The organism is Pseudomonas rossensis (genome assembly GCF_039888995.1).
Lineage (GTDB): Bacteria > Pseudomonadota > Gammaproteobacteria > Pseudomonadales > Pseudomonadaceae > Aquipseudomonas > Aquipseudomonas rossensis.
Map to the genome: position 1 here is coordinate 1 of NZ_JBBWCB010000070.1, position 12639 is coordinate 12639.

Annotated in this window: 12 protein-coding genes and 1 pseudogene; 5 read left to right on the plus strand and 8 right to left on the minus strand. The window is 61.0% G+C overall.

Annotated features, from left to right (window positions below; all coding sequences use genetic code 11):
• Window positions 1–728 (plus strand): divalent metal cation transporter (locus tag WLY71_RS18475; RefSeq protein WP_347804683.1); only part of this gene is annotated, 728 nt, incomplete at its 5' end.
• Between the two features lie 21 nt (window positions 729–749).
• Here WLY71_RS18475 and WLY71_RS18480 read toward each other — a convergent pair.
• Window positions 750–1532: pseudogene (locus WLY71_RS18480) on the minus strand (LysR family transcriptional regulator); the annotation flags it as partial.
• Between the two features lie 5 nt (window positions 1533–1537).
• Between WLY71_RS18480 and WLY71_RS18485 the strand changes: the two are divergent.
• Entirely contained in the window at window positions 1538–2083 is a 546-nt protein-coding gene (locus WLY71_RS18485; RefSeq protein ID WP_347804704.1) for an NADPH-dependent F420 reductase, read from the plus strand.
• Between the two features lie 148 nt (window positions 2084–2231).
• Here WLY71_RS18485 and WLY71_RS18490 read toward each other — a convergent pair whose 3' ends face one another.
• The 3 genes from WLY71_RS18490 to WLY71_RS18500 are packed head-to-tail and all read right to left on the minus strand — an operon-like array spanning window position 2232 to window position 4825.
• Window positions 2232–3413 (minus strand): acetyl-CoA C-acetyltransferase, encoded by a 1182-nt coding sequence (locus WLY71_RS18490; protein ID WP_347804684.1) that lies wholly within the window; start codon window positions 3411–3413, stop codon window positions 2232–2234.
• 11 nt (window positions 3414–3424) lie between these two features.
• On the minus strand, window positions 3425–4090 hold the full coding sequence (locus WLY71_RS18495; protein ID WP_010455523.1) for a CoA transferase subunit B: 666 nt from the start codon (window positions 4088–4090) through the stop codon (window positions 3425–3427).
• Between the two features lie 36 nt (window positions 4091–4126).
• Window positions 4127–4825 carry a CoA transferase subunit A gene (locus WLY71_RS18500; protein ID WP_223433480.1) on the minus strand — a complete coding sequence of 233 codons (699 nt, stop codon included), beginning with the start codon at window positions 4823–4825 and terminating at the stop codon, window positions 4127–4129.
• 184 nt (window positions 4826–5009) lie between these two features.
• On the opposite strand from WLY71_RS18500, the gene WLY71_RS18505 reads away from it, so the two are divergent.
• On the plus strand, window positions 5010–5912 hold the full coding sequence (locus WLY71_RS18505) for a LysR family transcriptional regulator (RefSeq protein ID WP_347804685.1): 903 nt from the start codon (window positions 5010–5012) through the stop codon (window positions 5910–5912).
• A 116-nt stretch (window positions 5913–6028) separates the two neighbouring features.
• On the opposite strand, the gene WLY71_RS18510 is transcribed toward WLY71_RS18505, so the two are convergent.
• Together WLY71_RS18510 and WLY71_RS18515 are read right to left on the minus strand one after the other, a co-directional pair.
• Window positions 6029–6871 (minus strand): NAD-dependent protein deacetylase, encoded by an 843-nt coding sequence (locus WLY71_RS18510; RefSeq protein WP_347804686.1) that lies wholly within the window; start codon window positions 6869–6871, stop codon window positions 6029–6031.
• 155 nt (window positions 6872–7026) lie between these two features.
• Complete coding sequence (locus tag WLY71_RS18515; RefSeq protein WP_347804687.1) at window positions 7027–8073, minus strand: class I SAM-dependent methyltransferase; 1047 nt, start codon at window positions 8071–8073, stop codon at window positions 7027–7029.
• Between the two features lie 597 nt (window positions 8074–8670).
• On the opposite strand from WLY71_RS18515, the gene WLY71_RS18520 reads away from it, so the two are divergent.
• Both WLY71_RS18520 and WLY71_RS18525 read left to right on the plus strand, forming a co-directional pair.
• Window positions 8671–9510 carry an HvfB family MNIO-type RiPP peptide maturase gene (locus WLY71_RS18520; RefSeq protein WP_347804688.1) on the plus strand — a complete coding sequence of 280 codons (840 nt, stop codon included), beginning with the start codon at window positions 8671–8673 and terminating at the stop codon, window positions 9508–9510.
• On the plus strand, window positions 9503–10255 hold the full coding sequence (locus WLY71_RS18525) for an HvfC family RiPP maturation protein (protein ID WP_347804689.1): 753 nt from the start codon (window positions 9503–9505) through the stop codon (window positions 10253–10255). Before WLY71_RS18520 ends, WLY71_RS18525 begins: the two co-directional genes overlap by 8 nt.
• A 134-nt stretch (window positions 10256–10389) precedes the next feature.
• Here the strand turns inward: WLY71_RS18525 and WLY71_RS18530 are convergent, their stop codons facing one another.
• Both WLY71_RS18530 and WLY71_RS18535 read right to left on the minus strand, forming a co-directional pair.
• Window positions 10390–11784 (minus strand): sensor histidine kinase, encoded by a 1395-nt coding sequence (locus WLY71_RS18530; protein WP_347804690.1) that lies wholly within the window; start codon window positions 11782–11784, stop codon window positions 10390–10392.
• A complete protein-coding gene (locus WLY71_RS18535; protein ID WP_347804691.1) occupies window positions 11762–12445 on the minus strand; it encodes a response regulator transcription factor in 684 nt (227 codons plus the stop codon). The genes WLY71_RS18530 and WLY71_RS18535 overlap by 23 nt, the downstream gene beginning before the upstream one ends.
• Window positions 12446–12639 lie beyond the last annotated feature (194 nt).

The window sequence follows — 12639 nt, forward strand, 5'->3', positions numbered from 1 at the left end:
TCGCCCGGGGTTTCACTCCGTCACTGTCCGCCATCGGTGATGCCGCGCCGCTGTACCTGGCCATCGGTATTCTCGGGGCCACGGTGATGCCGCATAACTTGTACCTGCACACCTCCATCGTGCAGACCCGGATGATCGGCAAGGACATGGCCAGCAAGCAGGACGCGGTGAAACTGGCGCGCATCGACACCATCGGCTCCCTGGCGCTGGCGTTGCTGGTCAACGCGGCCATCCTGATCCTCGCCGCGGCGGCGTTCCACAAGACTGGGCATACCGACGTTGTGGACATCCAGGACGCTTATCACCTGCTCGACCCGTTGGTGGGCGGGGCGCTGGCCAGTGTGTTGTTTGGCGTCGCGTTGCTGGCTTCGGGTCAGAGCTCGACCTTCACCGGGACCATCGCCGGGCAAGTGATCATGGAGGGCTTCCTGAACCTGCGGATTCCTTGCTGGCAACGGCGATTGCTCACGCGCGGGCTGGCGCTGATCCCGGCGTTCATTGGCGTCTGGCTGATGGGCGACAATGCGATCGGCAAGCTGCTGGTGTTGAGTCAGGTGGTGTTGAGTCTGCAATTGCCGTTTGCGTTGTATCCACTGATTCGCATGACCAACGATCACAGGCTCATGGGGCCGTTGGTGAATCGGTGGCCGACGCGGGTGCTGGCGTGGGGGTTGTTTGGGGTGATCAGCGGGGCGAATAGCTGGTTGATCTTGCAGTTTTTGGTGTGAAATCCTTAAAAGATCGCAGCCCCGTTCAAACGCCTCAACGATAAAGTCGGTAAACACCCGAGTCTTGGCCGGCATCAACGTCCGGCTCGGGTAATACAGCGAAATCGGCCCCGCGTCGGCATGCCAATCGGGCAGCAGGCGCACCAGTTCGCCACGCTGGATATTCGCCAGCACATCCGGCAACACCAGCAGTGTCACGCCCAAGCCGAGTATCGCCGCTTCGCGCATGGCGGCCGGGTCATTGAGCACAATGTGTTCGTTCAGATTGGCCGGTGCTTCGTTGCCCGCGCCATCATGCATCAGCCATTGGCGAATCCGCCCGGTGCGGGTGCCGCGCATCACAATGCCGGTGTGTCCGGACAGGTCTGCCGGACTGTCGGGCAGGCTGCGTCCTGCGAGGTAGGCGGGGGAGGCGACCGCCACGACATGCGCCGCCGCCAACGTCTGCGACACTACCCCGGGTGTCAACTTGAAACCGCCGCCAATGGCCGCGTCATATCCCTCCGCAATCAAATCCACAGGGCGGTTTTCGAAGTGCCATTCCGGGCGAATCAGCGGGTAGCGCGTCAGGAACGCTGGCAGCAGCGGCAAGATATGACCGATGCCAAACGTCGGCGCCAGACTGACCTTGAGCACGCCCGCCGGCTCGCCTTGGTCGCTGCTCACCGCGCTGATTGCTGTCTGTAACGCTTCCAGATTGCCGCCGATACTCGTCAGAAAGCGTTCCCCGGCTTCGGTCAGGGACAGCTTGCGGGTCGAGCGCTGGAACAGTCGCACGCCGATGTTGCGTTCGAGCATGGCCAAGAGCACTGTCGCGTCAAGGCATTGAAGTGGTGATCGCCAACAGCCGTGGGCCGCAAAGCCTGGCCTCGCTGGTGGCAGAACTCGGGCCAACGGCGCGTGCAGGAACCCGCGAGGAGGCCGCCGCACAAGCTATCGTGTTGGTTGCGGTCAACTGGTCGAAGTTGCCGACCGCGCTCGCCGGTCTGCCGGATTTTGGCGGGCGGATTGTCATCGACGCCAACAACTCAATTGAGGCGCCGTCGTTCAAGGCCGTGGATTTGCAGGGGCGAATGTCCAGCGAAGTGTTTGCCGAATGGGTGCCCGGTGCGCGGGTGGTGAAGGCGTTCAATCACCTTCAGGCGCGTTTTCTGGAAAGCGATCCGGCGGCGGACGGTGGGCGACGGGTGCTGTTTCTCTCGGGTGATGATGCCGATGCGAAAGCTCAAGTGGCGGCGCTGATCGAACAGCTGGGCTTCTTCGGGATTGATCTGGGGGAATTGAGCGTCGGGGCGCGGCTGGTGCAGTTTCCAGGCGGTCCGCTGCCGGTGGTGAATCTGGTGAAATTTGCCTGAAGCCTCGTCCACCAAGCTGCTACAAAGGTGCATTGCGGGAGAAATTACGTAACTGACTGATATAACCCGGTGCGACGTAAGTCGCACCGGGTGTTTTGCCAGACGGCGAACGGATATTCGTGGGTCCCCGCGCCGTCTGTTGAACGCTTTACGTCCGTTCGATCGCCAGTGCCACGCCCTGACCACCACCGATGCACAGGGTGGCGAGGCCTTTCTTGGCGTCACGCTTGATCATTTCATGCAGCAGAGTCACCAGTACTCGGCAACCCGACGCACCGATCGGGTGGCCCAGGGCGATAGCGCCGCCGTTGACGTTGACCTTGTTCAGGTCCCATTCCAGATCCTTGGCCACGGCCAGGGATTGTGCGGCAAAGGCTTCGTTGGCTTCGATCAGGTCCAGTTGATCGATGGACCAGCCGGCCTTGTCCAGGCAACGACGAGTCGCGCTGACCGGGCCGATGCCCATGATCGCCGGGTCGACGCCCGCATTGGCGTAAGCCGCGATTTTCGCCAGCACGGGCAGGCCGAGGGCCTTGGCCTTTTCCGCGCTCATCAGGATCACGGCGGCGGCACCGTCGTTCAGGGAGGAGGCGTTACCAGCGGTCACCGAACCGTCCTTCTTGAAGGCCGGTTTCAGTTTGCCCAGTGCTTCAGCGGTGGTGCCTGCTCGAGGTTGTTCGTCAACCTGGAAGGCGACCGGATCGCCCTTGCGCTGAGGAATCAGGATCGGCGTGATCTCATCGGCAAAACGCCCGGCTTCGATGGCGGCCGTGGCTTTTTGCTGCGAGGCCGCGGCGAAGGCGTCTTGTTGCTCGCGAGTCAGGCTGTACTTCTCGGCCAGGTTCTCTGCGGTGATGCCCATGTGGTAATCGTTGAACGCATCCCACAGGCCGTCGCTGATCATGGTGTCGACGATTTGCGCGTGACCCATGCGCAGGCCGGTGCGGGCGCCGGGCATGACGTAATTGGACAGGCTCATGTTTTCCTGGCCGCCGGCAATGATCACGTCGGCATCGCCGCAACGAATCGCCTGAGTGGCCAGGTGCAGCGCTTTCAGGCCCGAGCCGCAAACCTTGTTCAGGGTCATCGCAGGCACGGTAAATGGCAGGCCAGCCTTGATGGCGGACTGGCGCGCAGGGTTTTGCCCGGCGCCGGCGGTCAACACCTGGCCCATGATCACTTCATCGACTTCAGCTACGTCCAGACCGGTTTGCGCCAGCAACTGACGGATCACCGCGGCACCGAGATCAACCGCGGACACGTTGGCCAGGGCACCCTGGAAACTGCCGATGGCGGTGCGGGTGGCGGCGACAATGACGACTTCTTGCATGGAATGATTCCTCACTGGGCAGCGAACTGCATTTCCGGAACGTGATCCGGCACGATCAGTTTACCGGCGGTCTTGGCGACAATCTCCTCGACGCTGACGCCCGGTGCACGTTCTTTGAGAATGAACGCGCCGTTTTCGATTTCAAGGTAAGCCAGGTCAGTCAGCACGCGCTTGATGCACCCGGCGCCGGTCAACGGCAGGCTGCATTTGGACAACAGCTTGGACTCACCGTCCTTGGACGCGTGGGTCATGATGACGATGATATTGTCTGCGCCGGCCACCAAGTCCATGGCGCCGCCCATGCCCTTGACCAGTTTGCCGGGAATCATCCACGAGGCGATGTTGCCTTGCACGTCTACTTCAAAGGCGCCCAGCACAGTCAGGTCGACATGACCACCGCGGATCATCGCGAAGGACTCGGCCGAGGAAAAGATCGACGCGCCGATACGCGCGGTCACCGTTTGTTTGCCGGCGTTGATCATGTCGGCATCGATGGTTTCTTCAGTAGGAAACGGGCCCATGCCCAGCAGGCCGTTTTCCGACTGCAGCATGACTTCCATGCCTTCGGGAATGTAGTTGGCGACCAGGGTCGGAATGCCGATGCCCAGGTTCACGTAAAAGCCGTCCTGCATTTCGCGGGCGACGCGTTGAGCCATTTGTTCGCGGGAAAGTGCCATTGTTGTTATTCCTTCATTCGGTCCGGGGGCAGGGGATCACTTACGCACGGTGCGCTGTTCGATGCGCTTCTCGAACGTGCCGCAAATGACCCGGTCGACGTAGATGCCAGGGGTGTGGATCTGCGCCGGGTCCAGCTCGCCGGGCTCGACGATTTCTTCGACTTCGACCACGGTGATCTTGCCGGCAGTGGCGGCCAGCGGGTTGAAGTTCTGGGCGGTGTGGCGGTAGATGACGTTGCCGAAATGGTCGGCTTTCCAGCCTTTGACGATGGCGAAGTCACCGGTGATGGATTCTTCCATCAGGTACTGGCGGCCATGGAATTCGCGGACTTCCTTGCCGTCGGCAACGGGAGTGCCGACGCCGGTGGCGGTGAAGAACGCCGGGATGCCGGCGCCGCCTGCGCGCATTTTTTCGGCGAGGGTGCCTTGGGGGGTCAGGACTACTTCGATGGCGCCGCTGAGCAGTTGCTCCTCGAACATTTTGTTCTCGCCGACGTAGGACGCCACCACCTTGCGGATCTGCCGGTCTTCCAGCAGCACGCCGAGGCCGAAACCGTCGACGCCGCAGTTGTTGGAAACCACGGTGAGGTCGCGAGTGCCTTTGCGCTTGATCTCGGCGATCAGGTTTTCCGGGATCCCGCACAGGCCGAAGCCGCCGGCGATCACGGTCATGCCGTCTTCAAGACCTGCCAGAGCTTCCTCGTAGGAACTCACGCGCTTGTCGAAACCTGCCATATGCACCTCTTTTATTCTTTGTGGGCGGCTGGCTAGCCGTATGGGATGGAGTGTCTCGCCGCAGTATTCATTTGTTAAGTTGATTTTTAAGGTTGATTGATAGATAAAACTCACCAATCAATCCTGTGGGAGCGAGCCTGCTCGCGAATGGAGCGCCTGCGCTCATTACTGGAGCAATTCGAACATGACAGTCAAGCAGATCAGGGCATTTTTGGCCGTGGCCCAGAGTTTGAGTTTTGCCGTGGCCTGCGAGCGGTTGCACCTGTCGCAATCGGCCTTGAGCCTGACCATCAAGGCGCTGGAGGAGGGGCTGGGCGGGCGCCTGTTCACCCGCAATACACGCAATGTCGCGCTGACCGCGGAAGGCGAGTCGCTGGTGCCACTGGCGCGTCGTCTGATTGCCGACTGGGACAATGCCGAGGATGAGCTGCGCCAACGCTTTACCCTCCAGCGCGGTCGCGTGACGCTGGCGGCGATGCCCTCATTTGCCGGCAACCTGCTGCCGCCGATCCTGAAAACCTTCCGCGCGCGCTATCCCAAGGTCAACGTCACGGTGAACGACGTGATCAACGAGCAGGTGCTGGAGATGGTGCGTGATCGGCAGGTTGAGCTGGGGGTGGCGTTTGAACCGACTCAGAGTTCATCACTGGCATTCACGCCGTTGTACATGGATCGGTTTGTGGCCGTTGTGCCGAAGGATTCTCCTTTTGCCGAACGGGATGACATCGATTGGCAGACCTTGCTCAAGGAACCGTTCATCACCTTGCAGCGACCGTCCACGGTGCGGGTGATGCTCGAAGAACACTTGCAGGCGCGCGGGATGAAATTGCCGGTGGAGTTTGAGAGCCATCAATTGGCGACGGTGGGGCGGATGGTGGCCAGCGGGTTGGGGGTTAGCGCGGTGCCGGCGTTGTGTGTCGGGCAGATGCTGGAACTGGGTGCGCGGTGCATTACCTTGCGCGATCCGGTGGTGGAGCGGGCGATCGGGGTGTTGACCAAGCCAGGGATTGAGCTGTCGGCAGCGGCTCAGGCGTTGTTCGACATCCTCAAAGAAGAAAACCTCGGCCAGCGCCTTTCTGCGCGATGAAACACAATACCCTGTGGGAGCGGGCTTGCCCGCGATGGCGGTGTGTCAGTCGACGAATATGTTGGATATGCAGGCCTCATCGCGGGCAAGCCCGCTCCCACAGGGTTTTGGGTTGATCAGGATGAGAGGTGTTGAGCCAGTAAGGGCAAAAGCCGCTCACACGAGGCTTCTATTTTCAGATCAAGGATGTCATCCGCCCGAGTCTTCCCCAGATTAATCGCAATCAACGGTTTCCCCTGATCCGCCACCGCCCGGCATAACCGAAACGCCGAATACGCCATCAACGAAGACCCGACCACCAGCAACCCCGCCGCCTTTTCGACCGCCGCCATTGCTTTGGCCGCCGTCGCCTGCGCCACGTTCTCGCCAAAAAACACCACATCTGGCTTCATCCGCTCACCCGCGCAATGCGGGCAATGCGGCACCTGAAACCTCGCTTCAAAAGCCGCGTCGAGCAGGGTATCGCCATCCGGTGCCTGCACCGCGTCCACCCCGGCCAGGTATGGATTCTGCGCTTCCATCAATTGCTGGATCGAATCCCGTTCGCTGCGTTTTCCGCAGTCCAGGCACAACACCCGGTGCAGGCTGCCGTGAAGTTCGATGACGTCATGGCTGCCGGCCTGGTCGTGCAGGGTGTCGACGTTTTGAGTGATCAACCCGCTGATCTGCTGCGAACTTTGCAAACTGGCCAAGGCCTCGTGGGCCACGTTCGGCTGGGCCTGGCGCACCCGCGGCCAACCGAGCATCGCCCGCGCCCAATAGCGACGCTGGGATTCGGGGGCGGAGAGAAACTCCTGATACATCATCGGTTGCCGGCCACGCCGCACGCCCTGGTTGTCGCGGTAGTCCGGAATGCCCGACGGAGTGCTGATGCCGGCGCCGGTCAGGACCACAAACGGCTGCTCGGCCATTAACTGCTGAAGGTGGTCGAGTTGTTCGCGGATGAGGTTGTCGAGCATGTTCAACACTCCGGGGGGGCTGTAGGAGCTGCCGCAGGCTGCGATCTTTTGATCTTGATTTGACGATGCTCAAATCGCTGAAGATCAAAAGATCGCAGCCTGCGGCAGCTCCTACAGTAGACCGTCAGCCGTCAGCCGTCAGCCGTCAGTGGTGTTTACTTACGCGCCTCCAAAATCAGGTTGAACGGTGTTTCCGTAGCCCGCCGGAACGTCTTGAACCCCGCCTCGGTGAAGACCTTGCGCAGCCGCGCCTCGCCAGCCTGGGCGCCGAGCCCGAGGCCGACTTCCTGGGACAGCGAGTTCGGGGTGCAGATGAAGGTCGAAGCGGCGTAGAACAAGCGGCCAACCGGGGTGACGTTGTCGTCGAGCGAGTCATTGGCGAACGGTTCTACCAGCAGCACCGTGCCGTCCGGTTTCAGTGCGTCATAAGCGTGCCGCGCCGCGCCCACCGGGTCGCCCATGTCGTGCAGGCAGTCGAAGTAGCAGACCAGGTCATAGTCGTCGCCGGGGAAGCTTTTTGCCGTGCCCTGGAAGAACCGCGCACGTCCAGACACGCCACCGGCTTCAGCGCGCTGGGTGGCGACGGTGACGGAGGGCGCGTGGTAGTCGAAACCGACGAACCGCGAATCCGGAAACGACTGGGCCATGATCACGGTGGATGCGCCGTGGCCGCAGCCGATATCCGCCACTTTGGCGCCAGCCTCCAGTTTGGCGACCACGCCTTCGAGCGCCGGTAGCCATTCGGCGACCAAGTGCGCTTTATAACCTGGCCGGAAGAACCGCTCCGTGCCGCTGAACATGCACGGATGGTGATCGCCCCAGGCGAGGGCACCGTCGCCGCGCATGGCGTTGACCAGTTTGTCCTTGTCATGGAAAAACGATGCAACCACCCCGACGCCCCCCGCGATATAGACCGGTGAGTCTTCGATCGCCAGTGCCAGGGCCTGCTCTTCGGGCAGGCGGAACTGGCCGTCGCGGTGTTCCATGTAACCGGAAGCGGCGTGGGCGCTGAGCCATTCGCGCAGCAGGCGGGGGTTGCAGCCGGTTTTGTCAGCGAGGGCTTCCGGGGTGACTGGCTGACTGTCGGCCATGGCCCGGTACAGTCCGAGCTCTTCGCCGAGGATGACGTTGGCGAGCATCGCCGCGCCGCCCATGTCGTTCACCAATTTGCCCATGAAATCATTGAGTCTGGCCTCGTCCATCACGTGTGCTCCTTCAGCAGGATCACAGTCCAGAGGCCTTGTTTTTCGAGGCGTTCACCTCTGGACGGTGGTCGTGGGAATGAACAGGACGATAACCACGCCCTGCGTGCATTTAGTTTAGTTCGGGGGCCGTGCAGCGCTTCTTTGAGCGACGAAAGCTCATTTCCCTGACTGACACTGGCCCCTGTGGGAGCGGGCTTGCCCGCGATGGCGGTGTGTCAGGCGACAAATATGTTGGGTCTGTCGGCCTCATCGCGGGCAAGCCAGCTCCCACAGGGACGCATGTACCCCACTGTATCTAACCGGCCTCCCGATACAGTGCCTGCTAACTCAGGGCTACTGCCGAACACAGGCGAGATACAAACCTGCGATTAACTGCGTAGGCCATTTGGCACCGTGCTGGATCGCATCGGCATTGGCCATCTGGTGCGCGAGAAGTACGACCTGGCTTAACGCGCAACGGCGGGTCTGTACCACAGTGTGTACAGACCCGCTTGCGATACAACTGCTGCGATTTTCTGCTGGAGCGGAACACAAACCCGATACACCCTTTCGGTTAACTGTGATTCCGTCCTGATAATCATTGAGATCGACATCATGCAGACCCCCATCACATCAGCGAAGGCGACCGTCGGGCTCGGTTTGCGTCGCGGTTTAATGAAGGACCTTCAGGCAGCCCGTGTGGGCGATTTCGATTTTCTGGAAGTCGCGCCGGAAAACTGGATCGGCATCGGTGGCGCTCATGTTCATGCGCTGCGTGCCCTGGCCGAGCGTTATCCGTTGTCCTGTCATGGCTTGTCACTGTCATTGGGCGGCCCGGCACCGCTGGACGTCGGGTTTCTGCAGGAAGTCCGGGTTTTCCTCGATCACTACAACGTGCCGCTGTACAGCGAACATTTGAGCTACTGCAGCGATGACGGTCACCTTTACGACCTGCTGCCGCTGCCCTTTACCGAAGAAGCGGTGCATCACGTCGCCGCGCGAATTCGCCAGGCACAGGACATTCTCGGTCGGCGCCTGGCGGTGGAAAACGTCTCCTACTATGCCGCGCCACAACAGGATATGGACGAGCTGACCTTCACCAACGCGGTGCTGCGCGAAGCCGATTGCGACCTGCTGCTGGACGTCAACAACGTTTACGTCAACTCGATCAATCACGGTTTCGAGCCGCAGACCTTTCTGGCGGGCATCGATTCGGGCCGGGTGGTGGCCATGCACGTGGCTGGACACTGCGATGAGTCCGACACCTTGAAAATCGACACCCACGGCGCTTCGGTCAAACCGGTGGTCTGGTCGTTGCTGGCTGAGGCTTACGCTCGCTTCGGCGCGCAGCCGACGCTGCTGGAACGGGATTTCAACTTTCCGGCATTTTCCGAACTGGTGGCCGAATTGCAGACCATTCGCCGCCTGCAAACCGAGGGGGTGAACCGTGGATAAGCCGAGCCTGTTTGAGCAGCAAAACACCCTGGGCCTTTACCTGCGCGATCCCGATCATTGCGCGCCACCGGCCGGGATGGACGTGACACGGGCGCAGGTTTACCGCGACCTGATTTTCGCGAACCTGTCGTCGTTGCTCAGCGGGACTTTTCCGGTGCTGATCAAGATTCTCGGTGATGAACACTGGCGTTCACTGGTACGGATTTTCCTGCGCGACTACCGCGCGCACACGCCGAAATTCGGCGAGATCGCCAAGGAGTTTGTCGAGTTCCTGGCCTCGGAACCGCAAGCGTTGGCCGAAGGGGCATCGCCGCCGTTCATGGTGGAGCTGGCGCATTACGAGTGGATCGAGATGGCGTTGCAGCAGTCCGAGGCCGAACCGTTGCCGCTGAGCGATGCCGGGTTGTTGCTGGACCGACCGTTGCAGGTTTCGCCGCTGGCCTGGCCGTTGGCGTATGCCTGGCCGGTGCAGTTGGTGGGGCCGGATTATCAACCGGAGACAGCGCCGGCTCAGCCAGCGTTGCTGCTGGTGCGTCGGGCTGAGGACTGGAGTTTGAAGTTTTCTGCGCTGAGCACGTTGGCCTGGCGGTTGTTGCAGCGGATTGAGGAATTTCCTCAACTCGACGGGCGTGAGCAGCTGGAAGGATTGGCGGTGGAGGCGGGGATGGCTGGGTCGCCGGAGTTTATGGACACTGGGGCGGTGTTGTTGCGGCAGATGCATGAAGAGGGGGTGGTAGGCTACTGAAAACACCACCAATCCCCTGTGGGAGCGAGCTTGCTCGCGATGGCGGCGGGCCAGGCAACATCCTTGTCAACTGAAAAACCGCTATCGCGAGCAAGCTCGCTCCCACAAGGATCTACTTTGTTCTTGAGTTAGTGTCAGGTCTGGGGAATCAGGCTTTGCTGGCAATCCAGCACTAACCGCGCACCGCCGAGTTCACTAGTACCGACTTCAAGCGCAAACCCATGCAAGCTCACAATCGCCGCAACGATCGACAGCCCCAGCCCGAACCCGCTTTTCTGATTACCACTATCGGCACGATAAAAGCGCTGGAACACTGCCTCCCGCTCTGCCTCCGGAATCCCGGACCCCGAATCAAGCACTTCGATCCGCGTACGCCCACTCTCATTGACCCCCCGCAAAATCACCTCGCCACCCGGCGGCGTAAATTTGATCGAGTTGCTCAGCAAATTCGCCACCGCCTCAAACAACAACGCTCGATCACCGTTCAGCGAAGGCAACGACTCCGGCAGTTGCAGTTGAAAAACCAGTTCGCCTTCTTCCGCCAATGGCAGATAGAAGTCGTGCAGCTCTTGCAACAACGGCACCGGATCCATCTGTACAAAACCCGAGCGGCGCTGACGATCTTCCAGCTCGGAAATCCGCAGCAACCCTCGAAAGCGCGCCATCAAGGTGTCCGCTTCACCGAGCACTGAGTCCAGTTGCACCGCCAGCGTCGAACCCTCATCAGCCTGTTGCTGAATCCGGTACAGCTGCGCCCGCAGGCGCGTCAGCGGCGTGCGCAGGTCGTGGGCAATGTTGTCGCAGACGCCCTTGACCTCGTTCATCAAGCGTTCAATACGTTCGAGCATGGCGTTGACGATGGCAGCGAGCATGTCCAGCTCATCGCGGCGATTGGACAATGGCAGACGGCGGGTCAGGTCGCCGGCGACGATGGCCTCGGCGCTGGCCTGAATCCCGCGTATTCGCCGCAGAGGCCGGCGGCGCAACAGGTGCCAACCGGCGATGCCCGGAAGGACCGTCAAGGTCACGCCCCAGAACAACGCGTGGAGGATGATTCGAGTGACGGCGAACAACGAACCGTTGTCCCGCACCAGGATCAGCCAGCGGCCGTCCTTGGTCTGGGTCGCCACCGCGTCGCAGCTGTCGGCGGGCAGGGTCGGGTCGTCGGAATCGGCGCAGTCGCTGAGCATGTGAATCTTGCCATCCAGCGGCAGGCCTTCGGGCATGTGGCGCAGCGCACCGCTGAGGTAGCGGTGCTGAGTATCGAACAGGCCATAAGCGTCGATGCCGCGAATGTCGAAGGTCATGCTGACGGCGAGGGCGTCGGCCAATTGTTCGCCCTGAAAGTGCGAAAACAAATGCTGACGTTGCATCAGCGAGTGTTTGGCCAGGTTGTCCAGGTAGGCGGAAACCTCGTAGTACATGACCCCCATGAGAATCCCGCTCCAGAGCACGAACAGCGAACTGTAGAGCGCCAGCAAACGGCTGCTGGAAGAGCGCCAGCCGTTAGAGGGGTTCGGCAATGACATAACCCGAGCCTCGCACGGTTCGAATCAGTGGGACATTGCCTGGCGGGTCGATCTTTTTGCGCAGCCGGCCGATGTGCACGTCGATCAGGTTGGTGCCGGGGTCGAAGTGGTAACCCCAGACCTCTTCGAACATCATCATCCGCGACAGAATCTGCCCGGTGTTGCGCATCAGGAATTCCAGCAACTTGTACTCGGTCGGCAGCAGCGTCAGCAGTTGACCGTCGCGGCTGGCTTCATGGCTGATCAGGTTCAACTCCAGATCCGCCACCCGCAACGTGGTGGCCTGGGCGGTCACGGTGTTCTGGCGGCGCAGCAGGACTTCGACCCGGGCGGCCATTTCATCGGTGGCGAACGGTTTGGTCAGGTAATCGTCACCGCCCGCGCGCAAGCCGCGCACACGCTCATCGACGTCGGAGAGGGCGCTGATCATCAGAATCGGCGTGGCCACGCCCATGGTCCGCAGCGTGGTGACAATCGCCAGACCATCGAGCTCGGGCAGCATGCGGTCGAGGGTGATCAGGTCGTAGTTGCCGCTGACCGCGCGCGCAAGACCTTCGCGGCCGTTGTCGACCCAATCCACGTCGAGGCCATGGCTGCTCAATTCGGCGACGATTTCCCGGGCGGTCACGGCGTCGTCTTCGATGGTCAAGATGCGGGTCATAGGGCGGGCCTGATTAGGAGTACTCAACGTTGAGCGGCATTTTGCCAAGAAATGATGGCAGGCTTTCTAAATAAAATTTCATGTGAATCGAAAAGATCGCAGCCTTCGGCAGCTCCTACATTCGATCGCGTTCTAGATGTAGGAGCTGCCGAAGGCTGCGATCTTTTGATTTTTCCATTGAAAACCCCGCTCTC

Coding starts and splice junctions, on each gene's coding strand:
- WLY71_RS18490 (WP_347804684.1), bottom strand. CDS start 3,413: ATGCAAGAAGTCGTCATTGTCGCCGCCACCCGCACCGCCATCGGCAGT.
- WLY71_RS18495 (WP_010455523.1), bottom strand. CDS start 4,090: ATGGCACTTTCCCGCGAACAAATGGCTCAACGCGTCGCCCGCGAAATG.
- WLY71_RS18500 (WP_223433480.1), bottom strand. CDS start 4,825: ATGGCAGGTTTCGACAAGCGCGTGAGTTCCTACGAGGAAGCTCTGGCA.
- WLY71_RS18505 (WP_347804685.1), top strand. CDS start 5,010: ATGACAGTCAAGCAGATCAGGGCATTTTTGGCCGTGGCCCAGAGTTTG.
- WLY71_RS18510 (WP_347804686.1), bottom strand. CDS start 6,871: ATGCTCGACAACCTCATCCGCGAACAACTCGACCACCTTCAGCAGTTA.
- WLY71_RS18515 (WP_347804687.1), bottom strand. CDS start 8,073: ATGGACGAGGCCAGACTCAATGATTTCATGGGCAAATTGGTGAACGAC.
- WLY71_RS18520 (WP_347804688.1), top strand. CDS start 8,671: ATGCAGACCCCCATCACATCAGCGAAGGCGACCGTCGGGCTCGGTTTG.
- WLY71_RS18530 (WP_347804690.1), bottom strand. CDS start 11,784: ATGTCATTGCCGAACCCCTCTAACGGCTGGCGCTCTTCCAGCAGCCGT.
- WLY71_RS18535 (WP_347804691.1), bottom strand. CDS start 12,445: ATGACCCGCATCTTGACCATCGAAGACGACGCCGTGACCGCCCGGGAA.